We start from the raw sequence: 5,655 nt of genomic DNA, 5'->3' as shown, positions 1-5,655 counted from the left end.
ATCGCGCCCGCCGTCGCGTCCGGTGACGTAGTGGTTGGTGTTCTCGCGTCTACCGAGCCCGCCCGGCTGCAGCCTCGGTAGCCGGGGATGCCGGATCACCCCGGTATCGATCACCGCCACTTTCTGCCCGGCGCCCCGGCTGACCAGGTCGCTCGACAACCCATTCGGGGGCGTGCACGGGGCGGCGGCCGGCCCGCGGCCGCGGCGCCCGGCCGGTCGCACGGCGCGCGATGGCCGGCGCCCTGGGAGGACTTTCCGGCGCCCGCCGCGGATGGATAGGGTCGGCTGGTGAGCACCGCACCCGGCGTGCCGGAGCCGTATCCCCCGGCCCGGTCTTCCGGAGATCTCCCTCCCGCCACCCACGACAGTCCGATTCCGCGTGCACGCCCGGAGACCGGCTCCGGGCCGGCCGGGACACCCGACCGCGGCAGCGCGCCTGCCCATACCGCCGGCCCGGTGACCACGGGTCTGACCGGGGCCGGTGCGGCCGCGGTGGCGGCGGGCCTGCCGTGGTTGTTCCCACCGGGGGGCGGGCCGACCGCCTTCGATCTCGAGGTCGGAGCGCGGGTGGACCCGCGGCTCGATCCGCGACCCTGGCTGGCGGAGGTACTCGCCCTGGCCACCGCGACGGGCGTGGTGCTGGCCCTGCTCGCCGGCAGTGCCGTGTGGTTCGCCTGGCAGCGCCGCTGGTGGGAGACCGCCACCGTGCTGCTGGTGCCGCAGATCGCGGTCGCGGTCAACGCCTGGGTGCTGAAACCCTGGTGGGGGCGTCCCCTGCACGACTACCTGGCGTATCCGAGCGGACATACCGTCCATCTGGTCTCGATGGTCACCACGCTGGTTCTGCTGCTGCAATCGGTGCGCGCCCGGGTGGTGATCGTCGTCCTCGCCGTCGCGGGCTGGTGTGCCGGTGCCGTGGGGATGATCGCGCTGGACTATCACCTGGCCACCGATGTCGTCGGTGGCGCCGCCGCCGGAATCGCCCTGGCGATCGCACTCTATTGGGCGGCGGTTCCGCTGCGCCGGGTGTTCCGGCCCCGCCCGCCCGGTGAATCCCGGGCGGGGAGCGTGCCGGACTGATCCGCTGCCCGAGCCCCGGGGCAGCGCTTCGCGGGGCGCAGACGCCCCTCCTGATCGCTCCTATTGCCGCTCGTAGACGCTTGCATCGTCGAGCATGGCGGCACCCAGCATCGATTCCGGCACGCCCATCGCCTCGATCAGGGTGAGGGCGTCGGGACGGAGGCGGTCGACGAGTTCGTTCACCCCGCGGCGCACCGCCTTGGCCCGTTCCACCGACATGAATCGGTGCATGATGAACCAGGCCGAGTGCTCTTCCAGCACCGAGTACACGTACAGATCGCACACCGTTTCGGCGAGTGTGCGCGCCTCGTCGTCCTCGATATCGGCGATCCCCTCGATGAAGGTTTCCAGCACCAGCCGATCGATATGGGCGGCACCGGCGGCCAGGATATGGTCCTGGGCGTTGTTGAACGCCTCGAACGGTCCCGTCTCCTCGGCCCGGGCCCGCAGCCGGTGCGCGGCGGTGCGGGTCAGGTAGTCCTCGCGGTCGGCGAACAACTGCAACTGGGTCGCGCGTTTGCCCAGATCGCCCTCGTCGACGGATTCGCCGCTGCGATCCCGCAGGGTCTGGATCAGCTGGCGCACACCGGAACGTTTGCGGACCACATCCCCGGCCATGGTCGCGGCGAACCGGACCCAGCCGAGGGCATCGAGATCGCGGACCTCGTCGGCGTAGGCGGTGAGGATCTCCTTGGCGACCAGCTGGGTGAGCACCACATTGTCACCCTCGAAGGTGGTGAACACATCGGTATCGGCCTTGAGGGTGACCAGGCGGTTCTCCGTGAGATACCCCGCACCGCCGCAGGCCTCCCGGCATTCCTGGATGGTGCGGGTCGCGTGCCGGGTCTGGGCCACCTTCAGGCCGGCCGCCCGCTTCTCCAGCGCCCGCTGCGAATGCGGGTCGATGTCCTGGCCGGTCTGCACCAGATGCATCCGGCGGACCAGGTCGTTCTGCGCGAAGGCCAGGGCGTAGGAACGTGCCAGCAGCGGCAGCAGCCGCCGCTGGTGCATCCGGTAGTCCAGCAGCAGGGTCTCCCCACCGTCGTCCGGGTTGCCGAACTGGCGGCGTTTCAGCGCGTAGCGCAGGGCGATACTCAGCGCGACACGGGCGCCCGCGGCCGCGGCCCCGCCGACGCTGACCCGGCCGCGCACCAGCGTGCCGAGGGTGGTGAAGAACCGGCGGCTGGGGTTGTCGATCTCGGAACTGTAGGTGCCGTCGGGCGCGACCTCACCGTAGCGGTTGAGCAGGTTCTCCCGTGGCACCCGCACGTGATCGAAGACGATCCGGCCGTTGTCCACCCCGGGCAGGCCGCCCTTGCGACCGCAGTCGGAGGTGGTGACCCCCGGCAGGTCGTTGCCCTGGTCGTCCCGGATCGGCACCAGCAGGCAGTGCACGCCGTGCTCGCCCGACGGTGTGCGCAGCTGCGCGAAGACCGCCGCCATCCGGGCGTGTTCGGCGGCGCCGCCGATGTAGTCCTTGCGCGCGGAGGGAGTGGGGGTGTGGACGACGAACTCTTCGGTCGCCGGATCGTAGGTGGCGGTGGTTTCCAGGTTCGCCACATCGCTGCCGTGCCCGGATTCGGTCATCGCGAAACAGCCGAGCAGGTCCAGCGAGATCAGCTGCCGGATGTACTCACTGTGCCGTTCGGTGCCCAGGTTCTCCACGGCGCCACCGAACAATCCCCACTGCACACCGGCTTTCACCCAGAGCGAGAGATCGGCGTAGGCCAGCATCTCCAATCCCACAACGGCGGCTCCGGGTTCCCCGGTGCCGCCGTGCTCGCGCCGGAATCCGCGTTCGGCGATACCGAGTTTCGCGATCTCCCGCATCTGGTCCAGGACCCGGGCGCGGGCGGCGGGCAGGTCGAGATCCGGATCGCCGGCGAAGCGCCCGTCCGCGAGCTGGGTGCGGGCCTCCTCCCGAACGTCACCCCACGGCCCGTCCAGTGCCTGCCGTAACTGTTGCGCTGTCGCAGTGCTGCCGGTGCTCATGCTTTCGACCCTAACGGGATCGGTGTGCCGAAGCCCGGCGACAAACCGCACAGGAGAACCCGCACATGAACACCGCCCGGCCGGGTACGCGGGGCGAAGCGGGCGACAGACGCCCCGCGTCGGCTGTGACGCACCGTCGCTATCGAGAAGCGGCGCGTAACGCATCCACCGCGCGGGCCGACGCCATGGACGAGGGTCGCTCATCAGGGCAAACGCGCCCTTTTTTCCAAACGGAACGTCAACTAAACCGGTACGTAACAAACGTCACATTCATCCGACCCATTTTCCGGTGGAAAAGAGGCACCTTCGGCCACTACCTTCGCGGCTATGGCTGCGCAAGGATTGTTGGAAGGAGCGACCTCTACACCACAGATCTCTCCGGACCCGTCGGATCTTGCCGACTCGCGGCGAACTCCCCTGCGCCTGCCCGTGATCACCGGCGCCATCAAGAAATTGGTCGCCGATCGGCCCGCCACCGCCGATACGATCGTTTCCGCACCGGCGCCGCTGCAGCCCATCGATCTCACCGACGAGGCCGCCGTCGCCGAGGTACTCGATCTGGCCGTCCGGATGGGTGAGGTGGTGCTGGCTTCCGGTACCGCCGTCACCGATACCGAGACCACGGTGCGTTTCATCGCCGCCACCTACGGGTTGTCGGCCTGCGATGTCGAGGTCACCTACAACTCGATCCGGATCTACGCGCATCGCGGACCGCGGCTGCCACCGGCCAGTTCCATGCGGGTCGTGCGCTATCGGTCCCTCGATTTCACCCGGCTCGCCGCGGTCGACCGGCTCACCCGCCGGATCCGCCGCGAGGTCGTACCGCCCGACGAAGCGCGCGCCGCGCTGGACGCGATCACCACGGCACCGCATCCGTACAAGCGGTGGACCGCGACCTTCGGCTGGTCGCTCATGGCCGCGGCGATCGCGTTGCTGCTCGGCGGCGGGCTGCTCGTCACCGCGCTGAGCTTCGTCACCACGGCACTCATCGACCGCACCAACCGCGCGCTCAACCGCTACGGCCTGCCGTTCTTCTTCCAGCATCTGGTGGGCGGCGCGATCGCCGCGACACCGGCGGTGGTTCTCGCGGCCGTAGCCGAACCCCTCGGTGTCTCGGTGAGCCCCACCCTGATCATCGCCGCGGGGATCACCGTGCTGCTCAGTGGGCTGAGCCTGGTGGGCTCGGTCCAGGACGCGATCACCGGCGCGCCGATCACGGCGGCCGCCCGCATGCTCGAACTGCTGATGATGACCGGCGGCATCATCGCCGGTATCGCGCTCACCCTGCGCATCGGTGAGATGTTCGACGCCACGGTGCCGGTGGACCTCGGCCCGGGCCACGCGCTGACCAACCTGCCGATTCAGGTCGTGGCCGGTGCGGTGGCCGCCCTGGCGTTCTCCCTGGCCTGCTACGCGGAGAAGCGCGCCCTCGCGGCGGCGGCGGGGAGCGGCGCCATGGGCACCATCTGCTACCTGCTGGTACTCGCCGGCGGTTTCGGCCCGGTGGTCGCGGCGGGTGCCGCCGCCACCGTCGTCGGGCTCGTCGGTGGTCTGCTCGCCCGCCGCGCACTCACGCCGCCGCTGGTCGTGGCCATCGCCGGCATCACCCCACTGCTGCCGGGCCTGAGCGTGTACCGGGGTCTCTACGGCCTGCTCAACGACGAACTCGCCCGCGGCGCGGACCAGCTGCTGGCGGCCTTCGGTATCGGCTGCGCCCTGGCCGGCGGTGTCACGCTCGGTGAATGGTTCGACCGGACGGTGCGCCGCCCGCCGATCCTGCGCAAGTTCGGCGCCCTGCGCCGCCCGGAGGTCAAGCGGATGCGGCGGCCGGCGGTGAGCCTGGGCAAAAGGCGCCCCACCGTGAATCTCGGCAAGCGGCGGGCCACCCCGCTGGGCCGTCGCCCCGCCGCGGTCCCGGCGACCGTGGCCCCGCTGGACCTGCCCGCCGGTTTCCCGGCGGCCGGGCAGCTGCCGCAGATCGCGGCGGATCCCCGCCGCGGGCGGGCCCCGGTTCCCGGCGTCGACCGGTCCGTCTGGGCCCACGATCTGGAACCGGGCCCGCTGGGGTCGGCGGTGGCAGCGCATGCCGCGCAGCCGTCCGCGCCCGGGCAGCTCCCGCCGGCACCGGAGACACTCGAATTCCCGATGCTCTCCGCGGATCTGCTGAGCCTGCCCACCCGGGCACTGGATATCGCCGAGGACATCCTGCCCACGGCGGCGTTCCCGGTCACCCCGGCGCCGGAGCCGGTGGGTGTCGGCGCCGCGACCGGCCCGCAGGGCGCCGACCCCGGGGAATCGCGGTTGCTCCCGACCGAGCCGCTACCCGCCTCCGCACGTCCCGACGCCGACTGACGAGCGTCCCCACCGGCGCGACCGGCCCGGTATCGTCGGGTTGTCGACGGGGGGGGGGGGGCGGGGCGCCCCCCCCCCCCGCCCCCGGCGGGGGGGGGCGCCACCCCCCGCCACCACCGGGCCGAAACCGCCGGCGAGTACCAGCAGGTAGCAGATGGTGCCCATGGCGCCGCTCCCCGCCGCCGCCGCGAGGGCGCGCTTCTCCGCGTAGCAGGCCAGGGAGAACGCCAG

2 protein-coding genes and 1 pseudogene are annotated in these 5,655 nt (G+C 71.4%); 2 read left to right on the top strand and 1 reads right to left on the bottom strand.

The genetic code is table 11. The annotated features are described in order from the left end of the window. Window positions 1-288 precede the first annotated feature (288 nt). On the top strand, window positions 289-1,080 hold the full coding sequence (locus QH276_RS29835; protein WP_280401767.1) for a phosphatase PAP2 family protein: 792 nt from the start codon (window positions 289-291) through the stop codon (window positions 1,078-1,080). 60 nt (window positions 1,081-1,140) lie between these two features. Here QH276_RS29835 and QH276_RS29830 read toward each other — a convergent pair whose 3' ends face one another. Continuing rightward, complete coding sequence (locus tag QH276_RS29830; protein WP_280401768.1) at window positions 1,141-3,072, bottom strand: acyl-CoA dehydrogenase; 1,932 nt, start codon at window positions 3,070-3,072, stop codon at window positions 1,141-1,143. 423 nt (window positions 3,073-3,495) lie between these two features. Here QH276_RS29830 and QH276_RS29825 point away from each other — a divergent pair. Continuing rightward, window positions 3,496-4,899: pseudogene (locus QH276_RS29825) on the top strand (threonine/serine ThrE exporter family protein); the annotation flags it as partial. Window positions 4,900-5,655 lie beyond the last annotated feature (756 nt).

The organism is Nocardia carnea, assembly GCF_029869215.1.
Taxonomy (GTDB): Bacteria; Actinomycetota; Actinomycetes; order Mycobacteriales; family Mycobacteriaceae; genus Nocardia; species Nocardia carnea_B.
This window is presented reverse-complemented; position numbering and strand designations above follow the sequence as displayed.